The organism is Corallococcus llansteffanensis, from assembly GCF_003612055.1.
Taxonomy (GTDB): Bacteria; Myxococcota; Myxococcia; order Myxococcales; family Myxococcaceae; genus Corallococcus; species Corallococcus llansteffanensis.
The window spans coordinates 1-14,488 of sequence record NZ_RAWB01000235.1; the positions used below are offsets into that span (position 1 = coordinate 1).

Below are 14,488 nucleotides of genomic sequence, written 5' to 3' on the forward strand. Positions count from 1 at the left end.
TATAAGAGACAGTGGCGGGCGGGGGCACGGTGGCGGCGGCGCCGGGCCGCTTGCCCGTCACCATGGCCTCGATTTCGTCCGGGTTCTCCGCGAAGCCCTTCACCGTCTCCAGCGTCGCCTTGCCCGAGCGCGCCAGGTCCGACAGCGAGTCCTCGAAGCGGATGATGCCCAGCGACTTGCCGCGCTGCTGGAGCGACGGGATTTGATACGTCTTGTTGTCGCGGATGAGGTTGCCCAGCGCCACGGAGCCTGTGAGCACCTCGGCGGCGGCCACCATGCGCTTGCCGTCCGTGGAGGGCATCAGCCGCTGGCTGACGATGAGGCGCAGGCCGCTGGAGAGCGACAGCCGCACCTGCTGCTGATCCGCCGGCGGGAAGAGGTCGATGAGCCGGTCGATGGTCTTCGCCGCGCTGGGCGTGTTCATGGTGCTGATGAGCAGGTGGCCCGTCTCGCTGGCGGCGAGCGCCATGCGCACCGTCTCCGTGTCGCGCAGCTCGCCCACGACGATGACGTCCGGATCCTCGCGCAGGCTGCCCTTGAGGGCGCTCGCGAAGGTGCGGGTGTTGGTGCCCACCTCGCGTTGGCTGATGAGGGCGCGCTTGCGCGGGTGCACGTACTCCACCGGGTCCTCCACGGTGAGCACGTGGTGCGTCGTCTCGCGGTTGATGATGTCCACCAGCGCCGCGAGCGTGCTCGTCTTGCCGTGGCCTGACGGGCCGGTGAGCACGATGAGGCCCTGGTGGTGGTGCGTCGCCTTGGCGATGTCCGCCGGCAGGCCCAGCGACTCCAGGGTCGGAATCTCGCGGGAGATGACGCGGAAGACGCCCTTGAGCCCCGTGCGCTGGCGGCCCACGTTGACGCGGAAGCGCCCCGTCTCCTCGGAGTCCAGCGCGAAGTCCACGCTGCCGTCGCGCTCCAGCACGTGCCGCAGCCGCTCCGGGATGATGGGCAGCAAGAGCCGCTCCACCAGCTCCGGCGACAGCGGCGTGTCCTGCGGTTGCAGCTCCCCCGCCAGCCGGAACAGCGGCGGCCGTCCGGCCACCACGTGCAGGTCGCTGGCGTGCATGCTGCGCGCCTGCTCCAGCAGCACGGCCAGGTCGCGGCCCGGCGCGGGCGCGTTGCGCGAGATGGGGATGGCGCGCGCGGGGGCGTCGGCCGCGTGTGAAGGCGCGCTCGCGGCGGGCGGGCGCGTGGCGGCGGGGACGGCGGCACGCGCGGAGACCTCGGCCGAAGCCTGGGGGACCTGTGCGGGGTGGGCCCTCGCGGAGGCGTCGGCTGGCGCCGTGACCGCGCCGACGGGAACACCTCGCACGGAGGCCGCTCCTGCCGGGGCCGTGCGTGCGGCCGCTTCTCCCGCCGCGGGACCACCGACCTGGGCGGTTCGAGCCATGGCTTCAGCCGGGGCGGACACCGCGGGCATCCCGCCGTAGGGCGTCCGGGTCGGCGCGGCGGCGGCCGCCTGGGTCGCTGGTGCCGCGGGGGCCGCTTGCGCGGCGCCCTCCGTGCCGCGCGTGAGGCGCACGTTCATCAGGTCGCCCCGGCGCACCGCCGCGATGCTGAGCGAGCCCAGGCCGGTGGCGTTCACCGTCCACTGCACGGGGGTCTCCGACACCGTGGAAGCGCGCGCGAGCCCCACCATGGCCTGGAGGGCCTTCACGAGGTCGTCGGTGGTGAGGGCGCCGGGATCGACGGGCTCGTAGCCGGTGGCGTTTCGCACCATGGGCGGGCGGCCACTGGCCAGGGCCAGCTCGGTGATTCCGGGACGCGACAGGTGACGCAGCAGCTCTGCGAGCGGTTTCATTCAGGGAGTGGCCCCACTGCTGCCGTGCGTCAGGCCCGGCGGAGTGGAACCCGCGCAGGATAGTCGACCGCCGCGCGCCGGGACACCCGGGGGCCTGCCTCCCAAAGCACGACGGGAGCGGCCGTGTGAGGGCCCCTCCCGTCGGGAACAACCAGGCAGCCTGTGACGGACGCGGGCTACAGCTCGCGCGACATCAGGAGCCGCAGCTTGCCGGACTTCTTGGACACCACCGTGGCGACCGTGGTGAAGCCCGCCTTGCGGTAGAAGCCCACCGCGGGCGCGTTCGCGGGATCCACGCGCAGCGCGATCGTCTTGCGGTACATGTCACGCGCTGCGTCGAGCGCCTTGTTCAGCAGCAGCGCGCCCAGGCCGTGGCGCCGCAGCTCCGGCTTCACCACGATGTTGCGCAGGTAGGCGGCGCCGGGCACCGGGCCGTCACGCTCCACCGTCACGTAACCCACGATCTGGTTCTGCAGCCGGGCCACGTGGAGGAAGGGCTTGAGCTGGGTGAGGGCCTTGAGGCTGTCCTCCTGGCTCTCCCCACGGCCCTTCCAGGGCTCGGAGTTGGAGCGCAGGGCCGACACCGTGGTCAGGTCCTCGTCGGTGGCCACACCGAATTTGACCCCGTTCACCAGCTCGTTGGAGAGGGTCGCCACGTCCATCACGGGCGTGGGGGCCACCTCGACGCCTGGTTCCACCTGCTTCATCGTCATCGCCTTGCTCCTCCGTCGCGTCCGCGATCCTAACCGGTCCCCCCTTACCCATGCACGCGATCATTCCGTGCACAGTGTCCTCTTTTCCGTGTGGGGAGACGTCCTCCTCTTGGCACGAGGAGCGGGAACTTCTTGAAACGCCACCCGGAGGAACGCCATTCCAGGAGGATGGATCGTTTCCGCTCCGCCGTCTGGCGTGCAACCGGCCTTCCGCGCGGGGCGTGGGACCATTATAAAAAGACGGTCCCGGTCCCCCTCGGGTTCGAGCCCCCTCCTTGCAACTGAACCACGCCCAGCGAGAGCTGACGCTCAAGATCGTCTACTACGGCCCCGGGCTCAGCGGGAAGACGACGAACCTGCGCAAGCTGCACGCCCGCGCGCGGCCGGACGTGCGCGGGCGCCTGCTGTCGGTGGACACGCACGACGACCGGACGCTCTTCTTCGACCTGCTGCCCGTCTTCTTCTCCACCTCCGCGGGCTTCAAGGTGAAGGTGAAGCTCTTCACCGTCCCAGGCCAGGTCATCCACAACGCCACGCGGCGCGTGGTGCTGCAGGGCACCGACGCGGTGGTGTTCATCGCGGACAGCCGGCGCAACGCGTCGCAGGAGAACAACGCCTACTGGCGCAACCTCCAGGAGAACATGCGCGAGATGGAGCTGGACCCGGCGCAGGTGCCGGTGGTCATCCAGTTCAACAAGCGCGACCTGCCGGACAGCCTCACGGACGCGGAGCTGGCGGACATCCAGCGCAAGGGCACCCAGCCCGTCGTGGGGTCGGTGGCGGTGCGGGGCGAGGGCGTGGTGGAGACCTTCCACACCGTGGCGCAGGCGGCCTGGCGCGCGCTCGAGAACCGCGCCCACCTGTCGCGCAACGTGGGCCTGTCGGAAGAGGAGTTCCTGGGGCAGATCTTCCGCCAGGTGGACCTCACGGGCACGGCGCTGGAGGGGCGGTACGGCGCCCTGCCCGGTGGCGGCGCGAGCGGGAGTCCTTCATGAGCGGCCCGATGGGAGGACCCCGGGACAACCTGTCGGGCGGGCCCCGGCGCGAGTCCGTCCTCCAGCGGCGGCTGACGCTCGGCGACCTGTTGGACCTGCCGTCCTTCGCGGAGGTGGTGAAGGGCTTCAGCGACCTGTACCGCGTGGGCATCAAGGTGCTGGACGCGCGCGGCACGAAGCTGGCGGACGTGAAGGTGGGGCACGGCGACTTCTGCGCCTACGTCTTCTCCTTCCCGGACGGGCGCCACGCGTGCACCGCCATGGTGGGCCGCGTGAAGGACGGGCCCGTGCTCCCAATGGACGGCGGGCGCGTGGCGGACGGCGACACGTCCGAAGCTTCCGGGCTCATCGCCCTGCCGTGCTTCACCGGCCTGCGCTACGTGGTGATGCCCGTGCGCTGGGACGGCGACTTCCTGGGCCGGGTCATCCTGGGGCCCTTCACGCCTGAGGAGCTGACGGACTTCCCGGCCACGCTCACCGGCATCGACGGGCTGGACCTGGAGCGCGCGCACGAATTGTTGGCGCGCGTGCGCCGCGTGCCGGAGCGCACCGCGGCCCAGGTGCTGGGCCACTTCGGCCAGGTGCTGGGCGCGCTCGTCGCCAGCGGCCAGAAGGCGTACCTCGCCACGCACCTGCACCTGGAGTCCACGCTGGAGGTGCACCGCGAGCTGGAGGCGCAGAACGCGCGGCTCATCCAGGCCAACGCGCGGCTCAAGGAGCTGGACCGGCTGAAGTCGTCCTTCCTGGGCACGGTGAGCCATGAGCTGCGCACGCCGCTCGCGTCCATCCTGGGCTACTCGGAGATGATGGCGGAGGGGCTGGCGGGGCCGCTCAACGCCGAACAGCTCCAGTACGTGCGCACCATCGTGGAGAAGGGGGAGACGCTCCTCTCGATGATCTCCTCGCTGCTGGACCTGAGCCAGATTGAAGCCGGCCGCCTGCGCCTGTCCATGGCGCCGGTGGACCCCGGCTACATCATCCAGACGGCGGTCTCCAGCGTGCTGCCGCAGGCGCAGAGGAAGGGCCTGGAGCTGGAGGTGCGGCTGCCGCACACGCCCCAGCCCCGGCTCGCGGGCGACCTGGACAAGCTGCGCCAGGTGGTGGTGAACCTGCTGGCCAACGCGGTGAAGTTCACGCCGGCGGGCGGCCGGGTGAAGGTGACGCTGTCGGACGCGGCGATGCAGCAGGAGCTGGGCGTGCCTGGCTACCGCATCAGCGTGGAGGACACCGGCGTGGGCATCCGCACGGAGGAGTTCGACCGCATCTTCCAGAGCTTCTACCAGGTGGACGGCAGCTCCACGCGCGAGTTCGGCGGCGCGGGGCTGGGGCTCGCCATCGTGAAGAGCCTGGTGGAAGGGCACGGCGGCCGCGTGCGCGTGGAGAGCGAGTTCGGCCACGGCTCGCGCTTCATCGTGATGCTGCCGCTGCACCCGCCCATGGCGGACCGTGGGCTGTCCGCCGCGCCGCCCATGCCGGAGCCGGACCGCTTCTAGGGCAGGAACGTCGGCAGGTGCGTCTGGACGAGCGCGCCCACGAGCCCCAGCAGCATGACGACGCCCAGGGCACGGCCCAGCCGGAGGGTGAGCGGGCGCTGCCCGGACACGCGCGCCACCAGGACGAAGTTGATGGCGGCGCTGGCGAGCGACGCGATGATGGCGCCCACCCCGGCCGTCATGGGGGAGATGGTGCCGTTGGCGCACAGCGACGCGGCGGACGCCACCGCGGAGGCGCTGGACACCAGCCCGCCCAGCGCGCTCACCGCGTAGAAGCCCCAGCGACCCAGCAGCGTCTGGCCCACCGTGCCCACCACCTGGAGCCCCAGGAAGATGAGGCCGAACTTCAGCGCGGACGGCAGCGAGAAGGGCGACTTGAGGGGCAGGGCGGGAGGCTCGGCGCCGGGGGCCGGTTCGGTGCGCGAGCGCATCAGCGCCAGGCCCGTGCTGGACAGCAGGATGAGGACCAGCGGGATGGCGGAGTCCACGAGCGCGCGGAAGGACAACAGCCCCAGGAGCACCGCGTTGCGCAGCGCCATGGCGGCGGTGGCCAGCAGCACGCCCCGGTAGGCCACGTCCAGCAGGCGCCCGGAGCTCTCGCGCACGCGGTTCGCCAGCTCCGCCACGGTGACGGTGCTGTTGACGAGCCCGCCCAGGAAGCCCGTCACCTCCACGCCGTGCGTGCCGAAGACCTTCCACAACAGGTAGTTCACGAAGCCGATGGCGGCGATGAGGATGACCGTCACCCACGCGGCCCGGGGCTCGATGAGGCCCCATGGGTCCACCGGCTGCGCGGGCAGCACCGGGTAGATGGCGAAGGCGAGGATGGCCAGCAGGATGGCCGAGCGCAGCTCCTCCGCCGTGATCTTGTGGCTGAAGGTGGCCAGCCGCTCCTTCCACGCGAGCAGGCCCGCCGTCGTCACGCCCACCGCCGCGGGCGTCACCGTGTGCCCCAGGCCGCACAGCACGCCGGTGAAGCCCGTCACGAGCAACGCGGCGGACGTCGTCAGCTCCGCGCCGCCGTTGGCGCGCAGGGACTGCCAGTTGAGGAAGCACAGCAGCACGCCCAGCAGCGCGAGGCTCATCAGCGCGAAGTTCGGCCCCAGCAGCCCGCCCATGCCGCCCAGGAGCGCCGCGAAGCCGAAGGTGCGCAGGCCCGCCTCCTTCCCGCGCCACTCGCGCTCCAGCCCCACGAACAGGCCCACCGCGAGCGCGAGCGTCAGCCGCATCAGCGTCTGCAGCGGAGGCCAGGAAACGACGGGGGGAAGTCCTTCCATCATGCGCGTTCCTCCAGGGCGTCCGTCATGCTCGCATGGGCGCGTGACGTCAACGCCGCGCCCCGTCACCCCGCCCGGAAGACCTCAGGTCAGGGCGCGCGGGCCCTCGGGCGCGGGGCCGCTGACGACGTGCAGCCGCTCCCAACCCCGGCGCGCGAGCAGCTGGTGCAACCGGGGCTTCAGGGCCGCCTGCAACGCGCGCGCGCTGGCTTCGTCCAACAGCGACAGCGCGGGCAGCGACCAGCGCTCGCGCACCCGCGCGTCCATGCCCGGCGCCTGACCCGCGACCTCGATGAGGACGTAGTGGGACGCGGGCACGCCGCGGTCCCTCAGGGGGGCGGGGCGCAGGTTCAGGTCGCGCATCAACGTCGCCACGGCCAGGGGCGGTCCCGCGTCGCTGGCGGACGGGGGCGGTGCCGCCACCGCGCGGGCGCGCTCCGGGTGGGCCAGCGTGTTGAAGAGGGCGGCGGCCAGGTGCGCGGGGCCTGCTTCGGCGCACTCGAAGACGACGGTCTCCAGGGCGGCGGCCGCGGGGGCGGGCCGGGGCGTGCCGCCGAGCAGCCAGCGGAAGAGGAACACCGCCAGCGCCGCGCCCAGCAGCTGCGCGGCGACGAAGGACTCCGCCTCCAGCGGGTTCATCACGCCCACGTGGGCGCTGGCGGCGCGGGCCAGCACCAGCGCCGGGTTGGCCAGCGAGCGCGAGTCGGTGAACCACACCGTGGCGGCGACATAGCCCGCGATGGCCAGGGGCGTGGCGGACGGACGCGTGCGCACGCAGCCGCGCACCACCACCAGCAGGCCGAACGTCGCCACCATCTCCGTGAGGAACCGGGCGCCGTCGGCCGCGGGCGGACGCGAGGTGAGCAGCAGCGGTTCGTGGCTCATGCCATGCGCGATGAGGCGCCCCAGCAGGCTGCCACCCAGCTGCGCCAGCGCGTACAGCGGCACCTCGCGCCAGGGCGTGCGGTCCCCCAGCGCGTCGGCGAAGGTGAGGGCCGGGTTGAGGTGCGCGCCAAAAGGCCGCAGCACCCACAACAGGCACGCCAGCACCGCGCCGCACGACAGGGACATGAAGAGGCGGCCCTCGGTGGCGCTCGCGCCCAGGTGCTCGGCGACGTGGTGCGAGCCCTCCAGCGCCACCACCACCAGTCCGCAGCCCAGCGCTTCCGTCGCCAGACGGCGTCGCAGGTCCAGGGGCGGGGGCGAGGGAGGCACTCCCATTGCTATGCCTCGCGGGGCTGACACCGTCAACGCCACGGGACGCCGTCCGGCGCGCGGGGACGTTGCGTCACCGGGCGCGGGCGTGGTCTGTGCCCGCTCCATGCCCGGTGAGTTCGACTTCATCCAACGCTTCCTCGCCTGCTTCCCGCGCGCCCGCGTGCCCGTGGGACCCGGAGACGATTGCGCCGTGCTCGCGCCGTCCAGGGGCGCGCTGTGCGTCACCACCGACGCCGTGGTGGAGGACGTGCACTTCACCCGCGCGACGTTCTCGCCCGCGGACATCGGCCACAAGGCGCTCGCGGTGAACCTGTCGGACCTGGCCGCGATGGGCGCCGCGCCCCGCTGGTTCGTCTGCGCGCTCGCGCTGCCCAGGGACTTCCCCGTGCGCGAGCTGTCCGCGCTCGGCCGGGGCATGGCCGCGCTCGCGAAGGCGCACCGCATCGCGCTCGTGGGCGGCAACTTCACCTCCGCGCGGGAGCTGTCCGTGACCCTCACCGCCACCGGGGAGCTGTCCCATCCCCCCCTCACCCGCGCGGGCGCCCGGCCCGGGGACCTGCTCTATGTCTCCGGCACGCTGGGCGACGCGCGCCTGGGCCTGAAGCAGCTCCAGGCCGGCGTCCGGCGGGGGAGCGCCGTGCGCCGCCAGCGCCGCCCCGAGCCCCGCGTCGCCCTGGGCCGGCTCGCCGCGCGCTTCGCCTCCGCCGGCCTGGACGTGTCCGACGGGCTGTCCCAGGACCTGGGCCATCTGTGCGCCGCGTCCCGGGTGGGCGTGGCGCTGGAGCTGGACCGGCTGCCCGTGTCGCCCGCCCTGCGCGCGGCGCTGGGGCTGGAGCAGGCACGCATGGAAGCGCTCCGGGGTGGCGAGGACTACGAGCTGCTGCTCGCCGTTCCCCCCGCGCGCGCCCCAGCGTTCGAGCGGGCGTGTGGTCGCTCCGCAGAGCGGGTGACCCGCGTGGGCGTGCTCACGCGAGAGCGACAGTGGAAAATTCGCGACGCCGCGGGAAGGCCCCTGACCCCGCCCGACGGATTCGATCACTTCGCCCGGTCAAGCAGGCAGATCCAGGCGGATGATTGACCCGTACCGAAGAGCAAGGCTAAACCCCTGGACTGCTTCCTGCCCCGCCTGCTGAAAGCACCCCGTGCGCCGCCCCCTTCGCGACGACCCTTCCTCTGGTCTCACCCCCCGACGCGAGCCCGTGCAGCGCCTGCTGCGCGCCGTGGAGGGGCCCAAGGTCGTCCGCGAGCAGTCCCTGCACCGGAAGATCACCACCGGCTACATCGTCCTGGGCCTCCTCCTGGGCACGTGGCTGCTCTGCACGGAGCGCATGTTCGATGCGTCCTGGGGCTACTGGAGCTTCGTCATCCGGGTGAGCGTGGGCGTGCTCATCACCTTCGGCGGCGCGGCGTTCCTGCCGTCCCTGCTGGCGCGCGTCACCCGCGTGAAGGTGCTCAGCCGCTCCGCCTTTGAAATCTCCCAGGGCGACCTGTCCAAGCCCGTGGCCGCGGAAGTCCACAGCACGCGCGACGAGATCGACGAGCTGACGGGCGCCATCTCCCGCATGCAGGAGAACCTGCGCGAGCTGGTGGGCAAGATTCAAGACACCGCCAAGAGCGTGGCGGACACCGCCATCGACCTGCAGCGCTCCGCGGAGAACGTCAACGGGTCCACCGAGGAGGTGGGCTCGTCGATGGAGAAGATCGCCAGCGGCGCGGAGACCCAGTCGCAGCTCGTCTCCCAGGCCTCCAAGGTCATCACGGAGATGGCCGGCAGCATCCAGCGCACGGCGGTGAGCGCGCTGGACGCGGCCCGCACGTCCGCGGAGACCAGCAGCGGCGCGGAGGACGGCTCCAAGGCGGCGCGGCTCGCGGGCGACAAGGTGAAGAAGGTCTTCAACCGCATCGAGTCCGCCAGCCAGCAGGTGTTCGCCTTCGGCGAGAAGACGCAGGAGATTTCGAAGATCGTCGACGCCATCACCCAGGTGGCCCAGCAGACGAACCTCCTGGCCCTCAACGCCACCATCGAAGCGGCGCGCGCGGGCGAGTACGGCCGCGGCTTCGCGGTGGTCGCGGACGAGGTGCGCAAGCTGGCGGAGAGCGCGGGCCGCTCCGCGGAGCAGATCTCCCGTCTGGCGCGCGACATCTCCGGCCAGTCCACCTCCGTCGTGAGCGCCATGAAGGAAGGCATCGCGGAGCTGGCGGAGGGCCGTGAGGACCTCACCGACATCATGCGCTCCATGGGGGCCATCACCGACACCGCGCGCAAGGGCGCGGAGAAGGTGAACCTCATCTCCGACAGCACCCGCGAGCAGCTCAAGGGCAGCGAGGAGATGGTGAAGGCCATCGAGGAGATCAAGCTCGTGGCGCGCAACAACGCCAGCTCCACGGAGGCCATCCAGGCCGTCATCCAGGAGCAGACGGCCGCCGTGTCGCGGATGACGTCGCTGGCAAGCGAGCTGACCAACCTCTCCGTGGAATTGCAGAGCGTGGTGCGCAGCTTCCGCCTGGGGCCCTGACACCGTGCGGCACGTCATCTTCCGCGTGGAGAAGGAGCGCTATGGGCTGCCCCTCTCGGCGGTCCGGGAGGTCGTCGTGCCTCCGGAGCGCTACACCCGTGTACCGCGCGCCCCTTCCGCCATCACGGGAGTGATGAACCTGCGCGGTCGCGTGGTGACGGTGGTGGAATTGCGGCAGTTATTGCACCTGCCTGAAGGCCCCACGCCGCTGTGCCGCGTGGTACTCCTGGACCGGGGACGGCGCGACCTGGGCCTCCTGGTGACGGACGTGGATGGCATCGAAGCGGTGGAGCGTGTGAGCGCTGCGCCGGGGAAGGTCACGCCCGCGGTACGCGGCGTTGCCCGCCTGGGCGGTCTGGGAGTGACCGTGCTGGATCCCGAAGGACTTGATGCGGCGGTCGTTGCCTTGTTCACTGCGCCCAAGTGAGTAGCCCCCTGGAAACGGCCGGTGATAGGGTGCGCTCCCTCTAGGCCTGAAACGGAGGCGGAGTTCTTCACATGGCTAAGCGGGTGCTGGTCGTCGACGACGCCATCTTCATGCGCAACATGATCAAGGACATCTTTGCGTCTGGAGGGTTCGAGGTCGTCGGTGAGGCGGCCAACGGCCTGGAGGCCGTGGAGAAGTTCAAGGAGTTGAAACCGGACCTCACGACGATGGACATCGTGATGCCGTTCAAGAGCGGAATCGAAGCGACGCGGGAAATCATCAAGGCCGACAGCAGCGCGGTGGTCATCATGTGCTCCGCGCTCGGTCAGGAGAGCCTGGTGATGGAGGCCATCGAGGCGGGCGCCTCGGACTTCATCGTCAAGCCCTTCCGGGCCGAGGACGTGCTGGCGGTCGTCAAGAAGGTGCTGGGCGAGGCCTGACAGACGCAAGGACCGCGCCCGCCCGGGTCGCGGTCCCGTCCGCCGGATGGGAGGTACCGGGTCATGACGATGGACATGTCCCGGTACCTGGGCCTCTTCATCTCGGAGGCCACGGAGCATCTGGAAGCGCTCGGGCGTGACCTGGTGGCCTTGGAGCGCGAGGCCACCGCCGCCACCGTGGACTCGATGTTCCGCCACGCCCACTCGGTCAAGGGCATGGCGTCCTCCATGGGCTTCGAGTCCATCGCCATGCTGGCGCACCGGGTGGAAGACCTGGTGGACGCCGTGCGGCAGGACCGGAAGCTGCTCGACCGGGACCTGGTGGACCTGCTCCTCAGCGCCGCGGACACCCTGACGGCCCAGGTGCGCGCCGTCGCGGCCAGCCGTGAGCCGGACGCAGCGGCCCCGTTGCTGGAGCAGCTGAGCGCGCGCGTGCGGACGCTCACCGGCCATGCCCCCGCGGCGACGCGCGTGGCCCAGGTCACGGTGCTCAAGCCGGGCGACCCCCCGGCGGCGGGAGCCGGGGACCCGGGCGCCCCCGCGGATGCGGCCGGGACTCCGGGCGTCGCGGCCGGGGCTCCGACGGCGGATGCCGGGGGCTCGGCCGGGAGTTCGGCCGGAGGCTCGGGGTCGGACTCCCGCGCGGACCGGGCGGCCCCGGGGCTCCAGGCCACCTCCGGGGTGGACGGTGGGCCGGTGTCCACGGCCCTGGCGGTGATGCCGCCCGCCAGCCTGATGCCTCCGCGCGACCTCAGCAGCCCCGAAGCCCTCTACGGAGCTCCCGGCGCGCGGCCCCGGACGGACCTGCCGGTGGAGGCCGACCCCGCGTCCTCCGTGGCGGCCCTGGGCGCGAACCTCAAGGTCCTCGCCAGCGTGGACACGGACGCGCCCCCCAGCGCGCCCCGCTGGTCCGTGCGCCTGCGCATCTCGCCCACCTGCCAGGTGCCGGGCGTGCGTGCGTTCCTCGTGCACAAGCGGCTGTCCACCCTGGGCACGCTCGTGGACCTGCGGCCTCCCCTGGAGGAGCTGAAGGCCGGGCGCATCCCGGACGGCTTCATCCAGGTGGAGCTGGACACGAACGTGGGCGAGGCCGGCATCCAGACGGCCCTGCGCAACGTGGCGGAGGTGGAGGTCGTCTCCGTCTCCCAGGCCGTCCCCGAACCGCCCATCCTCGCCGTCACCGCGCAGGCGCTGGACAGCGCGCGCGCCAGCGCGGACGCCAGCTCCCGCACGGTGCGCGTGCGCACGGAGCTGCTCGACTACTTCCTCGACACGGTGGGGGAGCTGATGCTCGCCACCGCCCGCCTGCGCGAGGTGGGCAAGGTGATGCCGGAGGTGTCGCGCCCCGCGCTGGAGGAGGGCGTCTACCGGCTGCACACGCTGGTGAAGGACCTGCACGACAAGGTGATGAGCGCGCGCATGACGCCGCTGTCGCTCATCACCGACCGGCTGCCCCGCGCCGCGCGCGACCTCGCCCGCCGCAAGGAGCGCGAGGTGGAGCTGGTCATCACCGGCGCGGAGATCGAGCTGGACCGGGCCATCCTGGACGAGCTGGCGGATCCGCTGCTGCACCTGCTGCGCAACTGCATCGACCACGGCCTGGAGGCCCCCGAGGAGCGGCTGGCCGCGAAGAAGTCCGTGCGTGGCCGCGTGCTGGTGACGGTGCGCCGCGCGCGCGACCGGGTCATCATCGATATCGAGGACGACGGCCGGGGCATGGACCCGGCGAAGCTCAAGGCCTCGGCGCTCAAGCGCGGGCTCATCACGGAGGAGGCCGCCGCGCGCATGGCGGACCGCGACGCCTTCCTGCTGTCGTGCCTGCCGGGCGTGTCCACCGCCAAGGACATCACCGACATCTCCGGGCGCGGCGTGGGCATGGACGCCGTCAAGCGCGTGGTGGAGAGCGTGGGCGGCACGCTCGAAATCGAGAGCGAGCGCGGCCGTGGTACCTGCTTCACCCTGCGGCTGCCCCTCACCGTGGCCGTCGTGCACCTGCTCCTCGTGCAGGTGGGCGAGGAGGTCTTCGGCCTGCCCATCGCCAAGGTGGTGGGCGCGACGGAGGCGGACCCGGAGGCCCTGAGCCGCAGCCGTGAGACGGCGCTGCTGCCCCACGGCAACGGCCTCTTGCCGGTGCACCTGCTGGAGGTGCTGCTGGGGGTGCCCGCCTCGCCCCGCCCGGGCTTCCGGCCCTTCGTGGTGATGGAGGGCGACGCCGGCACCGGCAAGGTGGCGCTGGCGGTGGATCGCCTCCTGGGGCAGGAGGAAGTCGTGCTCAAGCCCTTGTCCCGACCCCTGGACTTGCTGCCGGGCCTGTCCGGGGTGACCATCCTGGGCAGTGGTCGACCGGTGTTCATCCTGGATGTCCCGAGGTTACTGACCGCGTGAGCCCGCCCCTGCCCAGCGACGCCCAGCTCGACGCCCTGCGCGAGGTGGCCAACATCGGTTGTGGCCATGGCGCCAACGCCCTGGCCCGCCTGGTGGGCGGTCGCGTGGACCTGTCCCTCCCCGAGGTGCGGCTGACGAACGTCGCGGAAGGGCCGGCCCTCCTGGGCGACGACGGCCCCTCTGTCGCCGTGCGCCTGGGCATGACGGGCGAGCTGCGCGGCGCGCTGGTGCTGGTGCTGCCCGCCCGGGACGGGGAGGCGCTGGAGTCGGTGCTGGTGCGAGGCCAGCCCGCGGCCCCCGAGGAGCGCGAGAGCGCGCTGGCGGAGGCCGCCAACATCATCGCCAGCGCGTGTCTGTCCGCCATCGGACGGCTGACCGGCTGGCGGCTCTTGCCCACGGTGCCCCAGCTGGAGCGCGGCCCGGTGCGGCCGGTGCTGGCGGGCGTGCTGGGCGAGGTGCAGTCGGGCCCGGGCCCGGTGGTGGTGCTGGGGGCGCGCTTCACGGCGACGCCCCCCCCGTCCGGCACCTCCGCCACGTCCGTCGGCGGGCAGATGCTCCTGGTGCTGGAGCGTGGCAGCACCCAGGCGCTGCTGGCCCGGCTGGGCCTGTAGTCCCGGGCGTTGCCGGGCCTGGGCCTGCCTCGCGCCTGGAGCACCGGGGGCGGGTGGGGTAGACGGTCGCCCATGGACGAGAAGGCGCTGCGACAACTGCTGGGGCAGGTGAAGACGGGCAAGGTCACCCTGGACGACGCGGTGGGCAAGCTCAAGGACCTGCCGTTCGCGGAGCTGGGCTACGCGACGCTCGACACGCATCGCAACCTGCGCTTCGGCTTCCCGGAGGTGGTGCTGGGCGAGCCCAAGACGGTGGAGCAGCTGCTGGGCATCGTGGGCGCGCTGGTGGAGCGCAAGCAGACGGTGCTGGTGACGCGGCTGCAACCGGACAAGGCGGAGGCGCTGGTCGCGCGCTTCCCCAAGGGCGTCTACCACCCGGTGGCGCGCATCTTTCACATGCCCCAGCGCAAGGTGAAGGCGGGGCTCGTCGCGGTGGTGACGGCGGGCACGAGCGACATCCCCGTGGCGGAGGAGGCGGCGATCACCGCGGAGGCCATGGGCGCGGAGGTCCGTCGCGTCTACGACGTGGGCGTGGCGGGCATCCACCGGCTCCTGCGCCGGCGCGAGGAGATTCAAGAGTGCCACGTGGCGGTGGTGGTGGCGGGCATGGAG

The 14,488-nt window shown here is 72.1% G+C and carries 13 protein-coding genes; 9 read left to right on the forward strand and 4 right to left on the reverse strand.

Annotated features, from left to right (window positions below; genetic code table 11):
• On the reverse strand, nucleotides 1-1,801 hold a 1,801-nt coding region (locus D7V93_RS21720), incomplete at its 3' end, for a type IV pilus twitching motility protein PilT (RefSeq protein ID WP_120645239.1).
• 176 nt (nucleotides 1,802-1,977) lie between these two features.
• The gene (locus D7V93_RS21725; RefSeq protein WP_120645240.1) at nucleotides 1,978-2,514 is read right to left on the reverse strand and encodes a GNAT family N-acetyltransferase; all 537 of its coding nucleotides are present in this window, start codon (nucleotides 2,512-2,514) and stop codon (nucleotides 1,978-1,980) included.
• A 275-nt stretch (nucleotides 2,515-2,789) separates the two neighbouring features.
• Here D7V93_RS21725 and D7V93_RS21730 point away from each other — a divergent pair, with 275 nt between their 5' ends.
• Together D7V93_RS21730 and D7V93_RS21735 are read left to right on the forward strand one after the other, a co-directional pair.
• Nucleotides 2,790-3,509: a GTP-binding protein gene (locus D7V93_RS21730; RefSeq protein WP_120645241.1), complete on the forward strand. Its 720-nt coding sequence runs from the start codon at nucleotides 2,790-2,792 to the stop codon at nucleotides 3,507-3,509.
• On the forward strand, nucleotides 3,506-5,002 hold the full coding sequence (locus tag D7V93_RS21735; RefSeq protein WP_120645242.1) for a sensor histidine kinase: 1,497 nt from the start codon (nucleotides 3,506-3,508) through the stop codon (nucleotides 5,000-5,002). Before D7V93_RS21730 ends, D7V93_RS21735 begins: the two co-directional genes overlap by 4 nt.
• On the opposite strand, the gene D7V93_RS21740 is transcribed toward D7V93_RS21735, so the two are convergent.
• Entirely contained in the window at nucleotides 4,999-6,282 is a 1,284-nt protein-coding gene (locus tag D7V93_RS21740; protein ID WP_120645243.1) for an MgtC/SapB family protein, read from the reverse strand. The two genes, D7V93_RS21735 and D7V93_RS21740, sit on opposite strands and share 4 nt — an antisense overlap.
• An 81-nt stretch (nucleotides 6,283-6,363) precedes the next feature.
• Complete coding sequence (locus D7V93_RS21745) at nucleotides 6,364-7,500, reverse strand: aquaporin (RefSeq protein ID WP_167509483.1); 1,137 nt, start codon at nucleotides 7,498-7,500, stop codon at nucleotides 6,364-6,366.
• Nucleotides 7,501-7,600: 100 nt separating this feature from the next.
• Here D7V93_RS21745 and thiL point away from each other — a divergent pair, with 100 nt between their 5' ends.
• The 7 genes from thiL to D7V93_RS21780 form a co-directional block, all read left to right on the forward strand.
• Complete coding sequence (gene thiL / locus D7V93_RS21750) at nucleotides 7,601-8,575, forward strand: thiamine-phosphate kinase (RefSeq protein ID WP_120645250.1); 975 nt, start codon at nucleotides 7,601-7,603, stop codon at nucleotides 8,573-8,575.
• Nucleotides 8,576-8,639: 64 nt separating this feature from the next.
• Nucleotides 8,640-10,013, forward strand: coding sequence for a methyl-accepting chemotaxis protein (locus tag D7V93_RS21755; RefSeq protein WP_120645244.1), 1,374 nt, complete (start codon nucleotides 8,640-8,642; stop codon nucleotides 10,011-10,013).
• A gap of 4 nt (nucleotides 10,014-10,017) precedes the next feature.
• A complete protein-coding gene (locus D7V93_RS21760) occupies nucleotides 10,018-10,440 on the forward strand; it encodes a chemotaxis protein CheW (RefSeq protein ID WP_120645245.1) in 423 nt (140 codons plus the stop codon).
• Nucleotides 10,441-10,511: 71 nt separating this feature from the next.
• On the forward strand, nucleotides 10,512-10,880 hold the full coding sequence (locus tag D7V93_RS21765) for a response regulator (protein ID WP_014400067.1): 369 nt from the start codon (nucleotides 10,512-10,514) through the stop codon (nucleotides 10,878-10,880).
• A 63-nt stretch (nucleotides 10,881-10,943) separates the two neighbouring features.
• Nucleotides 10,944-13,265 (forward strand): chemotaxis protein CheA, encoded by a 2,322-nt coding sequence (locus tag D7V93_RS21770; protein ID WP_120645246.1) that lies wholly within the window; start codon nucleotides 10,944-10,946, stop codon nucleotides 13,263-13,265.
• Nucleotides 13,262-13,876 (forward strand): chemotaxis protein CheC, encoded by a 615-nt coding sequence (locus D7V93_RS21775; RefSeq protein ID WP_120645247.1) that lies wholly within the window; start codon nucleotides 13,262-13,264, stop codon nucleotides 13,874-13,876. Before D7V93_RS21770 ends, D7V93_RS21775 begins: the two co-directional genes overlap by 4 nt.
• A 72-nt stretch (nucleotides 13,877-13,948) precedes the next feature.
• Nucleotides 13,949-14,488: AIR carboxylase family protein (locus tag D7V93_RS21780; RefSeq protein ID WP_120645248.1), on the forward strand; the 540-nt coding region annotated here is incomplete at its 3' end.

Bases quoted from the DNA above. Each gene is read 5' to 3' on its own strand.
- D7V93_RS21725 (WP_120645240.1), bottom strand. From the start codon at position 2,514: ATGACGATGAAGCAGGTGGAACCAGGCGTCGAGGTGGCCCCCACGCCC.
- D7V93_RS21765 (WP_014400067.1), top strand. From the start codon at position 10,512: ATGGCTAAGCGGGTGCTGGTCGTCGACGACGCCATCTTCATGCGCAAC.
- thiL (WP_120645250.1), top strand. From the start codon at position 7,601: ATGCCCGGTGAGTTCGACTTCATCCAACGCTTCCTCGCCTGCTTCCCG.
- D7V93_RS21770 (WP_120645246.1), top strand. From the start codon at position 10,944: ATGACGATGGACATGTCCCGGTACCTGGGCCTCTTCATCTCGGAGGCC.
- D7V93_RS21745 (WP_167509483.1), bottom strand. From the start codon at position 7,500: ATGGGAGTGCCTCCCTCGCCCCCGCCCCTGGACCTGCGACGCCGTCTG.
- D7V93_RS21740 (WP_120645243.1), bottom strand. From the start codon at position 6,282: ATGATGGAAGGACTTCCCCCCGTCGTTTCCTGGCCTCCGCTGCAGACG.
- D7V93_RS21735 (WP_120645242.1), top strand. From the start codon at position 3,506: ATGAGCGGCCCGATGGGAGGACCCCGGGACAACCTGTCGGGCGGGCCC.